Raw genomic sequence first — 12916 nt, 5'->3', positions numbered from 1 at the left:
GCCGGCGCCCGTCCCCCGGTCACCGGCCGCACGGGCCCGTTCCGCGGCCGGCGCCCGTCCCGGGCGGCCGGCCGTTCTCGCCCGCCGGCCCTCCCCGGCGGGAGTCGAGGGGGAGCCGACGGCGGTCGTGGGGTCAGGTCCGCTTGCGGAACCGGGCGACCGCCAGCGGGGCGAAGATCGCGGTGACGGCGGCCGACCAGACCAGCACGATCATCACCGGGTGGGCCACCGGGCCCTCGCCGTTGAGCAGGGAGCGGGAGGCGTCGGCCAGCGCCGACAGCGGGTTGACCTCGGTGAAGGACTTCAGCCAGCCCGGCATGGTGTCGGGCCTGGCGAAGATCGAGCTGCCGAACTGCATCGGCATCAGGACCAGCATGGCCACGCCCTGGACGGCCTGGGCGCTGCGCAGGGCCATGCCCAGCAGCATCGAGATCCAGACGATCGACATGCCGAACACCAGGGCCAGGCCGATGGTGGCCAGCACCTCCAGCGGTCCGGTCCGCACCTCGAAGCCGATGCACATCGCGAAGCCGATCAGGATCGCGAAGGAGAGCAGTCCGCGCAGGGTCTCGGCGACGATCTTGGACAGCAGGACCGAGGCCCGGCCGATCGGCAGGGTGCGGAAGCGGTCCATCACGCCGGTCTGGAAGTCGCTGTTGAGGCCGGTGCCGACGGCCATCGCGAGGGTGAGGCCGGTCTGTCCGAGCAGGCCGGGGATCAGGTACTGCTTGTAGTCGTCCTGGTTGCCGGCCATCGCGCCGCCGAAGACGTAGACGAACAGCACGGTGAAGATGATCGGCATCAGCACGGCGTCGAACATCGACTCCGGGTCGGCCTTGATCCGCATCAGGTTGCGCCGGGTCAGCGCGCCGACGTGGCGCAGGGTGCCGGACAGGCCGATCCGGGAGTCCTCCGCCGGCGGCCGGGCGTCCCGGGCCCGGGAGGGGGTGAGCGTGGCGGTGGTCATGCGACGGGCTCCTTGGCGAGGCTGGGGGCGGGCACCGCGGCGGAGGCGGGCTTGCCGGTGATGGCGAGGAAGACCTCGTCCAGGCTGGGCACCTTGGTGTCGATGCCGGCGACGGCGAAGCCGCGGGTGCCGAGCACCCCGATCACCGCGGTCAGCTGCTCCTCGCCGGTGATCGGCACCGCGAGCAGGCCGGTGTCGGCGGAGAAGGTGGCGTTGAGGATGCCGCTCTCGTGCAGGCAGCGGGCCATCTCCGGCAGCTCGGCCGGGTCGGTCGGGCGGACCTGGAGGGTCTGGCCGCCGACCTTGGCCTTGAGCTCGGAGACGGCGCCGTTGGCGATCACCCGGCCGCGGTCGATGACGGTCAGCTCGTTCGCGAGCTGCTCCGCCTCCTCCATGTACTGGGTGGTCAGCAGCACGGTGCTGCCCTCGGCGACCATGCGCTGCACCTCGTCCCAGACCTCGTTGCGGGTGCGCGGGTCCAGGCCGGTGGTGGGCTCGTCCAGGTAGAGCACCCGGGGGCGGCCCATCATGCTGGCGGCCAGGTCGAGGCGGCGGCGCATGCCGCCGGAGTAGGTCTTGGCGGTCCGCTTGGCGGCCTCGGTGAGCGAGAAGCGCTCCAGCAGTTCGGCGGCCCGGGCCCTGGCCTCCTTGCGGGGGAGGTCGAGCAGCCGGCCGATGAGGTAGAGGTTCTCGTACCCGGAGAGCAGCTCGTCCACGGAGGCGTACTGGCCGGTGAGGCCGATCGTGCGGCGCAGCTGCTTGGGCTGGCGCAGCACGTCGTAGCCGCCGACGAACGCGGTGCCGGCGTCCGGCTTGATCAGGGTGGAGAGGACGCGCACCAGGGTGGTCTTGCCGGCGCCGTTGGGGCCGAGCAGGGCGAGGACGGTGCCCTCCTCGACGGTGAGGTCGACCCCGTCGAGGGCCTTGGTCTCGCCGTAGTGCTTGACGATGCCGTGCACCTCCACGGCGTTCCGAGAGGTGCTTCCCCGGTCGTTCGGGGCTGTCGCGATTCGTGTCATGCCCCCAGGGTGTCCGTCCGCGCTGTCAGCTCCCTGTCGGCCGGCGCCGTGTGCTGTCAGGCCGCTGTCACCGGCCGCCGGAGGCGCTCCCCGGGCGCCGGACGCGGCCCCGGGTACGGCAGCGGCCGGGGGTACGACAGCGGCCCCCGGGGACGGCAGCGGCCCCGCTCCGAACCGGAACGGGGCCGCGAGGAGCGGGCGTCAGCGGAAGCTGTGCTCCGCCGCCGGGAAGGCGCCGGAGCGCACGTCCTCGGCGTACGCCCGGGCGGCGTCGCCGAGGACGGTCCGCAGGTCGGCGTACTGCTTGACGAACTTGGGCACCCGGCCGGCCGTCATGCCGGCCATGTCGGTCCAGACCAGCACCTGGGCGTCGGTGTCCGGTCCGCCGCCGATGCCGACGGTCGGGATCGCCAGCTGCTCGGTGGCCTGGGCGGCCAGCTCGGCCGGGACGGCCTCCAGCACCACGGCGAAGGCGCCCGCCTGCTGGACGGCCTTGGCGTCGCGCAGCAGCTGGTGCGCCGCCTCGTCGCCGCGGCCCTGGACGGGGTAGCCGCCGAGGGCGTGCACGGACTGCGGGGTGAGGCCGATGTGGGCCATCACCGGGACGCCGGCCTCGACCAGCAGCTCGATCGAGCGGGCGCTGCGCTCCCCGCCCTCCAGCTTGACCGCGCCGACCCCGGCCTCCTTCATCAGCCGGGCCGCGTTGTGCATGGCCTGCGCGGGGGACTCCTGGTACGAGCCGAACGGCAGGTCGGCGACGATCATGGCCCGTTCGGTGCCGCGGACGACGGCGGCGGAGAGCATCACCATCTGATCCATGGTCACCGGGACGGTGGTCTCGTAGCCGAGGTGGCAGTTGCCCGCCGAGTCGCCGACCAGCAGTACCGGGATGCCGGCCTCGTCGAACACGCCCGCGGTGAGGGCGTCGTAGGCGGTGAGCATCGACCACTTCTCGCCGCGCTGCTTGGCGGCGGCGAGGTCGCGGACGGTGACACGGCGGTTGGTGACCCCGCCGTAGAGGGTGGCGGTCGACGCCTGGTTCTGGGCAGGCGAAGGCGTAGAAGCGTTCATCGAGCGGACTCCTGAAGGGTTGTCGTCTCGTGGCGCCGTACGGCGTCCCCGGATCACCTCCATGCTTGCACGCCCCGGCGCCCGCGCAAAGAGGGGTGCGGGCGTCCCGGTGCGATCCAGGACACACCGGGCGCGCGGGTCACCCCCCGCCGGGGTGCGCGGGCGGCCGCCGAATTTGCCTGCTCTTTACGAAACGGATTCGTCTCGTATCGTATCGCCCGTTACTCTGGTGCGGGGGGTTACGAGACGTATGTGGCTCGGAATGCCCGCCAGTGTCACACCACCACGGACGGGAAACACCCATGACCACCGCAGCCGCGCCACCCCGCGTGCCGGAAGCCATCCACCGTCGGCGCTGGGCGATCCTCGGCACCCTGCTGCTCGCCCTGCTCGTCGTCGTGCTCGACAACTCGATCCTCAACGTCGCGATGAAGACCATCGCGACGCCCGCGCCGGTCGGACTCGGGGCCACCCAGAGCGACCTGGAATGGTCGATCAACTCCTACACCCTGGTCTTCGCCGGGCTGCTGTTCACCTCCGGCCTGCTCGGCGACCGGTTCGGCCGCAAGCGCGCGCTGCTGGCCGGCATGGTGGTCTTCGGCATCGCCTCGCTGCTGTCCGCGCTGGCCGCCTCGCCCGGTGAACTCATCGGCTACCGCGCCCTGATGGGTGTCGGCGGCGCGCTCGCGATGCCCGCCACGCTGGCGATCATCATGAACGTCTTCGAGCGCTCCGAGCAGCCCAAGGCGATCGGGATCTGGGCCGGCGCGGTCGGCCTGGCCATCGCCATCGGCCCGATCACCGGCGGCCTGCTGATCGAGCACTTCTGGTGGGGCTCGGTCTTCCTGATCAACGTCCCGATCGTGGTCGTCGCGGTGATCGCGATGGTGATCCTGGTCCCCGAGTCCAAGGACCCCAGCCCGGGCCGGATGGACCCGATCGGCGTGCTGCTGTCGATCGTCGGCCTGGTCGCGCTGATCTACGGCATCATCAAGGGCGGCGAGCTGGCCGACTTCACCGCGGTCGAGGCCTGGGCGCCGACCCTGGTCGGCGTGGTCGCGCTGGTCGCCTTCGTCTGGTTCGAGCGCCGCACCGCGTTCCCCGCGCTGGACGTCACCTGGTTCCGCAACAAGGTGTTCAGCGCGTCCGTGGTGGTCGTCGGCGTGATCTTCTTCGCGCTGATGGGCGTCTCGTTCTTCGGCGTCTTCTACATCCAGAGCGTGCGCGGCTACAGCGCCCTCCAGGCCGGTGTGCTGATGCTGCCGCTGGCCGCCGCTCAGCTGGTGTTCGCCCCGCGGGCCCGGCTGGTGGTCGACCGCTTCGGCGTCGCCGCCACCGCGACCTGCGGCATGCTGCTGGTCGCGGTCGGCTTCGTCGGCTACGTCGTGCTGACCGCCACCACCCCGATCTGGGTGCTGGTCGTGCTCGGCCTGGTGATGGGCGCCGGCATGGCACACGTCATGCCGCCGGTCACCGTCGCGATCATGGCCTCGCTGCCCCGGGAGAAGGCCGGCGCCGGCTCGGCCGTCAACAACACCTTCCGCCAGGTCGGCGGCTCGCTCGGGGTCGCCGTGCTCGGCGCGGTGCTCTCCACCGTCTACCGCGACGGGATGGCCGACACCCTGACCCACCTGCCCGAGGGCCTGCGCGACAAGGCCGGCGAGTCGCTGGAGGCCACCCTGGCCATCGCCGACCGCATCCCCGGCGGCCAGGCGCTGATCGCCCCGGCGAACGACGCCTTCGTCCACGCCATGCACGTGGTGGCCTCGCTCTCGGCGGGCGTCTCGGTGATCGGCGCCGTCGTCGCCTGGTTCCTGCTGCCGCGCCGCTCGGCCGCCCCCGCCGGCCCGGTCGGCCCGGCCCCCGAACAGCGCGGCCAGGAGCGCGAGGCCGCGGCCGCGGAGGCCTGACCAGCGGCCGGGCCCACCGTGACTGAGCGACAATGGCCCTGCCACCCGGGTGCGCCCCGGGCGGCAGGGCCTCGGTCCGGGGCGGGCCCCCGCCGCGGACCCACCGAGGGACACCCCACGGCGCCAGCGCCGCCGGGGAGAGCGAGGGAGAGACAGCGGGGATGAAGACGGACACGCCGACCGCCGACACCGGGCAGCACTGCGCGGAGGTACGCCGTGGCCGGCCCCGGAGCGAGGCCGCCGAGCAGGCCATCTTCACGGCCGTCGAGGACCTGATGGCCGGCGGTACCGCGCTGTCCGAGCTCACCATCGAGGGCATCGCCGCCGCCGGCGGCGTCGGCAAGGCCACCATCTACCGGCGCTGGTCCAACAAGGAGGCCCTGCTGGTCGACGTGGTCAGCCGGCTGGAGGAGCCGCTGCCGGAGCCCACCGGCGCCGGCGCCCGGGCCGACCTGATCGCCCTGGTCGACCACGTCCGCCGGCGCGGCCTGGCCAAGCGCACCCGCTGGGTGCTCAAGGCCGCCCTCGGCCAGATGCAGACCCTGCCCGAGCTGTACTCCGCGTACCGGGAGCGGGTGATCAAGCCGCGCCGGGAGGTCGGGCTCCGCCTGATCCGCCAGGCCGTCGCCGAGGGCGTGATCCGCGACGACCTCGACCTGGAACTGCTCAACGACCTCCTGATGGGGCCGATCCTCTACCGCAGCATCCTGTGGGACGACTCCGACCTGGAGGACCCGGACCTGGCCCGCAAGCTGGTCGACTCCGTGCTCGAAGGCCTCGCACCCCGCTGACCCCGCCCGACCCGCGCCCGAACGTGGCCTCGCTCACCAAACCGGGCCACGCCGGAACCCGCTCAGCGGGACCGACGTCTGTCCCGGCATAGGCTGAGCCGGACAATCGATCAAACCGGCACCGGTCCGGTGAGTGCCCGCCCGACGACGGGCCGGACACCGGAGCGGCGACGGCACGAGCGACGGGAGCCACTTCATGGCGCAGGCGGACAGGACCGAGCGGATCGCGGCCCCCGGGGGCGACGCCGACGGCCCGGCCCCCGCGGTGCGTCGCGGCGGCTTCCTCGGCCTGCGCCACTGGGGCCGGGACGCCCGCGGCAGCGGCACCTGGCGGCGCGGCCTGGTGGTCGCCGCGCTGGCCGTGCTCACCGCCGCGCTGCTCGCCTTCCACGCCGAGGTGCCCAACAGCGTCGGCAACCTCGGCAGCCTGCTGGAGACCTTCCTGCCCTGGCTGGGCCTGGCCGTCCCGGTGCTGCTGGTACCCGCGCTGCTGCGCCGCTCCGCCACCGCGCTGCTGGCCCTGCTGCTGCCCGTCGTGCTCTGGGTCAACCTGTTCGGCGGGCTGCTGTCCGACAAGAGCGGCGGCAAGGGCGACTGGACGGTGGTCAGCCACAACGTCGCCGCCGCCAACACCGACGTGCCGGGCACCGTCCGCACCCTGGTGGACTCCGGCGCCCAGATCGTCGCCCTGCAGGAGCTGGCCGGCCGGCAGCTGCGCTCGTACGAGACCGGGCTCGCCGGCGCCTACCCGTACCACACCGTGGAGGGCACGGTCGGGCTCTGGTCGAAGTACCCGATCGAGGACATCTCCCCGGTGGACCTGAAGATGGGCTGGACCAGGGCCTTCCGGGCCGAGGTCACCACCCCGCAGGGCCCGGTCGCCGTGTACGTGGCGCACCTGCCATCGGTGCGGCTGAAGGCCGAGGGCGGCTTCACCGTCAACCAGCGGGACCTCAGCGCGCAGGCGCTCGGCAACGCGATCCAGGCCGAGCCGCTGAAGAAGGTCCTGCTGCTCGGCGACCTCAACGGCACCATGAACGACCGCAGCCTGGCGCCGGTCACCTCGCAGATGCGCTCGGCCCAGGGCGCCGCCGGCGACGGCTTCGGCTTCAGCTGGCCGGCGGCCTTCCCGATGGCCCGGATCGACCAGATCATGAGCAAGGGCGGGCTCACGCCGGTGGACTCCCGCACCCTGTCCCGGGACGGCAGCGACCACCTCGCGGTGGCCGCCACCTACCGGTACTCGGCGTAGCGGTCAGCCGCGCCGCCAGCGGTTGGTGATCGGCAGGCGGCGGTCCCGGCCGAAGTTCTTGGCCGAGACCTTCGGGCCCGGCGGGTACTGGCGCCGCTTGTACTCGGCGCTGTCGACCAGCCGGACCACCCGGTCCACCACGGCCGGGTCGAAGCCGTCCGCCACGATCGAGTCCCGGCCCTCGTCGCCCTCGATGTAGCGGGCCAGCACGCCGTCCAGCAGGTCGTAGTCGGGCAGCGAGTCGGTGTCCACCTGGTCCGGCCGCAGCTCGGCGGACGGCGGCTTGGTGATGGTGTGCTCCGGGATCGGCGGCACCTCGCCGCGCCGCACGGCCTCCTCGTTGCGCCAGCGGGCCAGCCGGAACACCAGTGACTTGTAGACGTCCTTGATGGGTCCGTAGGCGCCCACCGAGTCGCCGTACAGCGTCGAGTAGCCGACCGCCAGCTCGCTCTTGTTGCCGGGCGCGAGCACGATGTGCCCCTCCTGGTTGGAGATCGCCATCAGCAGGGTGCCGCGCAGCCGGGACTGGAGGTTCTCCTCGGCGAGGCCGGTCAGCTCGGTCGCCGCCAGGTAGGCGTCGAACATCGGGGCGATGGAGACGGTCCGCAGGGGCAGTCCGGTGCGGCGGGCCAGCTCGGCCGCGTCGTCCCGGGAGTGCTGGGAGGAGTAGCGGCTGGGCATCGAGACGCCGTGCACGTTCCGCGCGCCCACCGCGTCCACCGCGATCGCGGCCACCACCGCCGAGTCGATGCCGCCGGAGAGGCCGATCAGCACGGACGAGAAGCCGTTCTTGGTCACGTACGCCCGGGTGCCGGAGACCAGCGCGGCCCAGATCTCGGCCTCGTCGGACCGCCGCGGCGCCACCCCTGCGGTGAGCCTCCCGGCGGGCGCGTCCTGCGGTTCGCCGCCCAGCTCGGTGCGGACCAGGTGCAGCCCGTCGCTCAGCAGCAGTCCGTCGGTGTCGTCCCCCGCGGCGGCCGGCAGGTCGAGGTCCAACACCAGCAGGTGCTCCTCGAACTGCGGGGAGCGGGCCAGGACTTCGCCGCCCGCGCCGACCACGATCGAGTCGCCGTCGAAGACCAGCTCGTCCTGGCCGCCGACCATGTTGACGTACGCCAGGGTGCAGCCCGCCTCGGCCGCCCGGCGGCGCACCAGCTCCAGCCGCTGGTCGTCCTTGTTCCGCTCGTACGGGGAGCCGTTGATCACCAGCAGCAGCCCGGCGCCGGCCTCGCGGGCGGCGGTGACCCGGCCGCCGTCCTGCCAGATGTCCTCGCAGACGGCCAGCGCGACGTCCACCCCGTGCAGCCGCAGCACCGGCAGCTGGTCGCCGGGGACGAACCAGCGGAACTCGTCGAACACGCCGTAGTTGGGCAGGTGGTGCTTGGCGAACCGGGTCACCACCTCGCCCCGGTGCAGCACCGCGGCGCAGTTCTGCGGAGAGCCGGCCGGACGGTTGAAGCGCGGCGAGGCGTGCTCGGAGCGCCCGAGGTAGCCGACCACCACCGGGACCTCGCCCAGCCCCTCCGCGGCCAGGCGGCCGGCCAGCTCGACCAGCGCGGCGCGGGAGGCCTCGATGAAGGAGTGGCGCAGGGCGAGGTCCTCCACCGGGTACCCGGTGAGGGCCATCTCGGGGAAGGCGACCAGCTGCGCGCCGGCCTCCGCGGCCCGCTTGGTCCAGCGCACCACCTCGGCGCCGTTGCGGGCGAGGTCACCGACCCAGGGGTCGATCTGGCTCAGGGCGAGACGGAGATTGGGCATGCCCCGAGTGTAATCGTCCAACTGACGCGATGTCCTGGGCGGGGGCCCGCGGCGGGGGTCGGCGCTGCCGGGCCGGGCGGGGATCGGCCATGATGGGGGCAACCGCTTTACGAGGTCTTTCCACGGCCTCCGGGGCGTAACACGAGCGTAAAGAGCAGAGGTGAGACTGTCCCCATGGGCAAGCAGCAGCAGTTCGTGCTTCGGACGCTCGAAGAGCGTGACATCCGGTTCGTCCGGCTGTGGTTCACCGACGTGCTCGGGTTCCTGAAGTCGGTCGCGGTGGCGCCGGCCGAGCTGGAGCAGGCCTTCGAGGAGGGCATCGGGTTCGACGGCTCGGCGATCGAGGGCTTCGCCCGGGTGTACGAGTCCGACATGATCGCCAAGCCGGACCCGACCACCTTCCAGATCCTGCCGTGGCGCTCGGAGACCCCGGGCACCGCCCGGATGTTCTGCGACATCCTGATGCCGGACGGATCGCCGTCCTACGCCGACCCCCGGTTCGTGCTCAAGCGCACCCTGGAGAAGGCCTCCGAGCAGGGATTCACCTTCTACACCCACCCGGAGATCGAGTTCTTCCTGCTGAAGAACCTGCCCGGCGACGGCACCCCGCCGATCCCCGCCGACCACTCCGGCTACTTCGACCACACCCCGCGCGGGGTGGGCCACGACTTCCGCCGACAGGCGATCACCATGCTGGAGTCGATGGGCATCTCGGTCGAGTTCTCGCACCACGAGGGCGCCCCCGGCCAGCAGGAGATCGACCTGCGCTACGCCGACGCGCTGTCCACCGCCGACAACATCATGACCTTCCGGCTGGTCATGAAGGAGGTCGCGCTGGAGCAGGGCGTGCACGCGAGCTTCATGCCCAAGCCGTTCTCCGAGCACCCCGGCAGCGGCATGCACACCCACGTCTCGCTGTTCGAGGGCGACCGCAACGCGTTCCACGAGTCCGGCGCCGAGTACCAGCTGTCCAAGGTCGGCCGGTCCTTCATCGCGGGCCTGCTGAAGCACGCCGCCGAGACCGCCGCCGTCACCAACCAGTGGGTGAACTCCTACAAGCGGATCTGGGGCGGCTCCCAGCGCACCGCCGGGGCCGGCGGCGAGGCGCCGTCCTACATCTGCTGGGGCCACAACAACCGCTCGGCGCTGATCCGGGTGCCGATGTACAAGCCGGGCAAGCAGGGCTCCACCCGGATCGAGGTCCGCTCCCTGGACACCGGCTGCAACCCGTACCTCGCCTACGCCGTCACCCTCGCGGCCGGCCTGAAGGGCATCGAGGAGGGCTACGAGCTCCCGCCCGGCGCCGACGACGACGTGTGGGCGCTGTCCGACTCCGAGCGCCGCGCCCTCGGCATCCAGCCGATGCCGCAGAACCTCGGCGAGGCCATCGACCTGATGCAGCGCAGCGAACTCGTCGCCGAGACCCTCGGCGAGCACGTCTTCGACTTCTTCCTGCGCAACAAGCGCCAGGAGTGGGAGGAGTACCGCTCCGAGGTCACCCCGTTCGAGCTGCGGAAGAACCTCCAGGTGCTGTGAGCGGGTGACGGCCGCTCAAACCCCCGTCGGCCCGCTGTCGCCCAGGAGGGCGGCAGCGGGCCCTCCTATGGAGTGGACCTGCGGCGGAATCGCCGCACCGGTGGCGGAATGTGATGCTTATGTGACGGAGGGTTGTGGTCCGACCGGCCTGCTCGTCCGTCCATCCTGAAAGAGGATCACATGATCTCCTCCGTCAGTCGCGCCTCCGCCACTCGTCTGCTCCTCCGCAGGACCTGCGTCGCGGGCGCCGCCGTCGCCGCCGTCGCCGGCCAGCTGCTGGCCGCCCCGACCATCGCCGACGCCCGTGGTTCGGGCACGCCCTCCGGGCCGGAGGCGGGTGTCCAGCACGCACAGCAAGCCCAGCCCGCACAGCGCGCGAAGCAGCGGGCCACCACGATCGCCGAGAACCAACTGCCCTTCACCACCCGCTTCGAGGGCGACTTCCACGGCTCCATCACCCGGATCAGCAACTCGCTGATGACCTGCGACGAGACCAAGGCGCCGCTCGACCCGGAGCAGCCGCCCTGCCTGGACGCCCGCAAGGGCCTCGGCCCCAGGCCGATCAACAACAAGTACGAGATGAAGTACATCAACATCGACCCGGGCTCGGTCGGCCCGCTCGGTGACGCGATCTACTCCGCCAGCTCCGCCGACCTCGGCCTGATCGACGGCTCCCGGGTCACGTACGCCCGGCTGTACTGGGGCGGCACCCGCGGCATCGACGACGTCGTGCTGCCGGAGAACCAGATCGACGAGGTGTACCTGAAGGTCCCGGGCGAGCCCGAGTACCGCAACATCGCCAACGACCAGCCCTCCATCGGCTACATCACCACCGACGTGGAGAGCAGCTACCAGGCCTCCGCCGACATCACCGACCTGGTCAGGCAGGCCGGCAACGGCACCTACACCGTCGCCAACATGGACTCGGTGGTGAAGCCGCACAGCTGGGGCGGCTGGACGATCGTGGTCGCCTACGAGAACGAGTGCAAGCCGTACCGGCACGTCCACCTGTGGGACGGCTTCCGGGTCGAGCTGCCCGACAGCCCGCCGCGCGAGTTCGACCTCACCGGGCTCCGGACCCCGGCCACCGGCCCGGTGGCGGGCAAGCTCGGCTTCGTGGTCTACGACGGCGACCTCAAGTGGACCGGCGACACCCTCGCCATCAAGTCCACCCAGGGCCCGCAGGCGACCTTCTCCGACCTCAACCACGCCTCCAACGACGCGTTCAACTCCACCATCGAGGAGCTGACCCCGGCCGACCAGTTCGTCCGCACCCCGTACAACCGCAACAACTTCGGCTACGACTCCAACCGCTGGGACATCTCGCCGTTCCTGCGCAACGGGGACAGCGACATCAAGGTGCTGTTCGACACCGACAAGGACGGCTACGACCTCGGCGTCTTCTACGCCTACGTCAACCTGGACGGCTCCACCGAGGGCTGATCCCCCGTCGCACCACGGCGCCGCTGCCGCCCCACCCGCACCGCGCGGGCCGGCAGCGGCGCCGTCGCGTCCCGGCCCCGGGCGGCGCCGCGCAGCAGCCGCTCGCAGGGGCGCTCCACCCAGCGGTACAGCACGCCCGCGGCGGCCAGCGAACCGCCGGCCAGCAGCAGCCAGACACCGAACGTCGCGGCCCCCGGCGCCGGGCGGCCATGGACGGACAGCCAGCAGCGGACGCCGATCTCGTGCACCAGGTACCAGGCGAACGACCACTCGCCTAGCCGGACGGCCGTGCGGCCCGCCAGCAGCCGGGGCGGGCACCCGGCGGCGTCGCACCGGGCGGCGGCCGCCAGCAGGGCCGCGAACAGCGGCGCGGGGAGCAACTGGGAGGCGCTGTACGGGCCGTACCAGAGGGCGTCCGGGACAGCGGCGTGCCAGGGGACCAGCAGCAGGTGCCAGAGCGCCACGGCGGCGGCCGCCGGCAGGAGCCCCGACCGCGCCGACCGCACCCGGGGGAGCGCGCCGTGCCGCACGGCCAGGCCGGTGACCACGCCGAGGACGAACTGCGGGGTCCGGGTCAGCGGTAGGTAGTCCAGCAGCCAGCCGCGCACCGTCGGGTCGGCGGGCAGCAGGGCGCCGGCCGCCCAGAGCACCGGGCCGAGCGCGGTGCACAGGGCCGCGAGCGGCAGCCAGGCGCGCCGGCGCGGGGCCAGCAGGCGCAGCAGCGGCGGGAACAGCAGATAGAACCAGGCCTCGGCGCCCAGCGACCAGGAGGCCGGGTTGCCGCCGTACACGGTGGGCAGCGCCCACGGGTGCACCAGCGCCAGCGACCAGAGCGCGGCCGCCACCGGAAGCACCGCGCCGATCGCCGCGTCCGTGTCCAGGGACAGCACGGTGGTCAGCAGGTGCAGCGGCCAGATCCGGGCGAAGCGGCGGCGGGCGAAGGTCAGGGCCCCGGCCGGGGCGGGCGAGGCCCCGTACGTCCAGGCCAGCACGAAGCCGGAGAGCACGAAGAAGAACGTCACGCCCGAACGGCCGTACCAGGCGAGCGGGCCGAGCACCGGAAGCGTGCCCACCTTGTGGGAGAGGTGGTAGAGCACCACCAGCAGGGCCGCCCAGAAGCGCAGCCCGGTGAGCGAGGGCAGGCGGGCGGGGCCGGTCGTGGGCATCGG

Annotated in this window: 10 protein-coding genes; 5 read left to right on the top strand and 5 right to left on the bottom strand. The window is 72.5% G+C overall.

Annotated elements, in window-relative coordinates:
- Positions 1-133: 133 nt before the first annotated feature.
- From ACWGKU_RS13520 to panB, 3 genes are all read right to left on the bottom strand, one after another.
- Entirely contained in the window at positions 134-967 is an 834-nt protein-coding gene (locus tag ACWGKU_RS13520) for an ABC transporter permease (RefSeq protein ID WP_452178349.1), read from the bottom strand.
- On the bottom strand, positions 964-1986 hold the full coding sequence (locus tag ACWGKU_RS13515; RefSeq protein ID WP_452178350.1) for an ATP-binding cassette domain-containing protein: 1023 nt from the start codon (positions 1984-1986) through the stop codon (positions 964-966). Before ACWGKU_RS13515 ends, ACWGKU_RS13520 begins: the two co-directional genes overlap by 4 nt.
- Before the next feature lie 201 nt (positions 1987-2187).
- Positions 2188-3057 (bottom strand): 3-methyl-2-oxobutanoate hydroxymethyltransferase, encoded by an 870-nt coding sequence (panB, locus tag ACWGKU_RS13510; protein ID WP_359896934.1) that lies wholly within the window; start codon positions 3055-3057, stop codon positions 2188-2190.
- 302 nt (positions 3058-3359) lie between these two features.
- Here panB and ACWGKU_RS13505 point away from each other — a divergent pair, with 302 nt between their 5' ends.
- The 3 genes from ACWGKU_RS13505 to ACWGKU_RS13495 all read left to right on the top strand — a co-directional run bounded on the left by ACWGKU_RS13505 (position 3360) and on the right by ACWGKU_RS13495 (position 7010).
- On the top strand, positions 3360-4967 hold the full coding sequence (locus ACWGKU_RS13505) for an MFS transporter (RefSeq protein ID WP_452178351.1): 1608 nt from the start codon (positions 3360-3362) through the stop codon (positions 4965-4967).
- A gap of 161 nt (positions 4968-5128) precedes the next feature.
- Entirely contained in the window at positions 5129-5758 is a 630-nt protein-coding gene (locus tag ACWGKU_RS13500) for a TetR/AcrR family transcriptional regulator (RefSeq protein WP_401049286.1), read from the top strand.
- A 196-nt stretch (positions 5759-5954) separates the two neighbouring features.
- The gene (locus ACWGKU_RS13495; RefSeq protein WP_452178352.1) at positions 5955-7010 is read left to right on the top strand and encodes an endonuclease/exonuclease/phosphatase family protein; all 1056 of its coding nucleotides are present in this window, start codon (positions 5955-5957) and stop codon (positions 7008-7010) included.
- 3 nt (positions 7011-7013) lie between these two features.
- Here the strand turns inward: ACWGKU_RS13495 and ACWGKU_RS13490 are convergent, their stop codons facing one another.
- A complete protein-coding gene (locus ACWGKU_RS13490; RefSeq protein WP_452178353.1) occupies positions 7014-8768 on the bottom strand; it encodes an NAD+ synthase in 1755 nt (584 codons plus the stop codon).
- Between the two features lie 174 nt (positions 8769-8942).
- On the opposite strand from ACWGKU_RS13490, the gene glnA reads away from it, so the two are divergent.
- Together glnA and ACWGKU_RS13480 are read left to right on the top strand one after the other, a co-directional pair.
- Positions 8943-10304, top strand: a complete 1362-nt coding sequence (glnA, locus tag ACWGKU_RS13485) for a type I glutamate--ammonia ligase (protein ID WP_359896944.1) — start codon at positions 8943-8945, stop codon at positions 10302-10304.
- Between the two features lie 180 nt (positions 10305-10484).
- The gene (locus ACWGKU_RS13480; RefSeq protein WP_401049292.1) at positions 10485-11747 is read left to right on the top strand and encodes a hypothetical protein; all 1263 of its coding nucleotides are present in this window, start codon (positions 10485-10487) and stop codon (positions 11745-11747) included.
- Here the strand turns inward: ACWGKU_RS13480 and ACWGKU_RS13475 are convergent.
- Complete coding sequence (locus ACWGKU_RS13475; RefSeq protein ID WP_452178354.1) at positions 11714-12913, bottom strand: acyltransferase family protein; 1200 nt, start codon at positions 12911-12913, stop codon at positions 11714-11716. The genes ACWGKU_RS13480 and ACWGKU_RS13475 overlap by 34 nt on opposite strands.
- Between the last annotated feature and the right edge of the window lie 3 nt (positions 12914-12916).

It is taken from the genome of Kitasatospora sp. NPDC054768 (genome assembly GCF_053612025.1).
This window is presented reverse-complemented; position numbering and strand designations above follow the sequence as displayed.

Coding starts and splice junctions, on each gene's coding strand:
- ACWGKU_RS13515 (WP_452178350.1), bottom strand. CDS start 1,986: ATGACACGAATCGCGACAGCCCCGAACGACCGGGGAAGCACCTCTCGG.
- ACWGKU_RS13475 (WP_452178354.1), bottom strand. CDS start 12,913: ATGCCCACGACCGGCCCCGCCCGCCTGCCCTCGCTCACCGGGCTGCGC.
- ACWGKU_RS13480 (WP_401049292.1), top strand. CDS start 10,485: ATGATCTCCTCCGTCAGTCGCGCCTCCGCCACTCGTCTGCTCCTCCGC.
- glnA (WP_359896944.1), top strand. CDS start 8,943: ATGGGCAAGCAGCAGCAGTTCGTGCTTCGGACGCTCGAAGAGCGTGAC.
- ACWGKU_RS13520 (WP_452178349.1), bottom strand. CDS start 967: ATGACCACCGCCACGCTCACCCCCTCCCGGGCCCGGGACGCCCGGCCG.
- ACWGKU_RS13505 (WP_452178351.1), top strand. CDS start 3,360: ATGACCACCGCAGCCGCGCCACCCCGCGTGCCGGAAGCCATCCACCGT.
- ACWGKU_RS13500 (WP_401049286.1), top strand. CDS start 5,129: ATGAAGACGGACACGCCGACCGCCGACACCGGGCAGCACTGCGCGGAG.
- ACWGKU_RS13490 (WP_452178353.1), bottom strand. CDS start 8,768: ATGCCCAATCTCCGTCTCGCCCTGAGCCAGATCGACCCCTGGGTCGGT.
- ACWGKU_RS13495 (WP_452178352.1), top strand. CDS start 5,955: ATGGCGCAGGCGGACAGGACCGAGCGGATCGCGGCCCCCGGGGGCGAC.
- panB (WP_359896934.1), bottom strand. CDS start 3,057: ATGAACGCTTCTACGCCTTCGCCTGCCCAGAACCAGGCGTCGACCGCC.